A 720-nucleotide genomic window follows, 5' to 3' on the forward strand; every position below is an offset into this window, starting at 1 on the left:
GTACCCCAGCTGAAACAACATACACACCTAAGATTACTCCGGTTGTTCCAACAGCAGAAGATGTAACTTCAAAAGACAAACAAGGCCAAACCCAAACAGGTAAACCTAAGTTTACAGAAGGCAATCCAAACATTCCAATGGATGATGATACGCCAGCTACATTCGAAGATGGCTCAACAACGAAAACAATTCCTGGTGAAGGAACCTACACAGTAGCCCCAGATGGAAGTGTAACCTTCGTACCAGAGAAGTCATTCACAGGAACAGGAACAGGCGTGACTGTGAAACGTGTAGATAAGAATGGTACACCAGTAACAGGTAAGTACACACCAACAGTAACACCAGTAACTCCTACAGCAGCTCCAGCTGAATCAGTAGCTCCTCAAGGTGTAGTTCAAACTGGTACTGTTACTTTCACAGAAGGTGATCCAGTTGCGCCAATCGACAAGAATACCATTACTCTTCTTGATGAAAATGGTCAACCAGCAGCTTCAGTAAATGCTAAGTCACCAGACGGTAAGGTTATCGGTACATTTACAGTTGATAAAGCAACAGGTGTTGTGACCTTCACCCCAACAGATAAGACATACTCAGGTGAAGTCGTTGCCGTTAAGGTTCAAGCAAAGGATGCCAACGGTACACCAGCTGAAACAACATACACACCTAAGATTACTCCAGTCGTTCCAACAGCAGAGGATGTAACTTCAACAGATAAACAAG

1 pseudogene is annotated in these 720 nt (G+C 43.9%); it reads left to right on the plus strand.

Annotation, left to right across the window (positions count from 1 at the left end):
- Window positions 1-720, plus strand: a pseudogene (locus ADF75_RS05155) (fibronectin-binding protein); the annotation flags it as partial.

It is taken from the genome of Streptococcus sp. 1171_SSPC, assembly GCF_001069335.1.
Taxonomy (GTDB): domain Bacteria; phylum Bacillota; class Bacilli; order Lactobacillales; family Streptococcaceae; genus Streptococcus; species Streptococcus xiaochunlingii.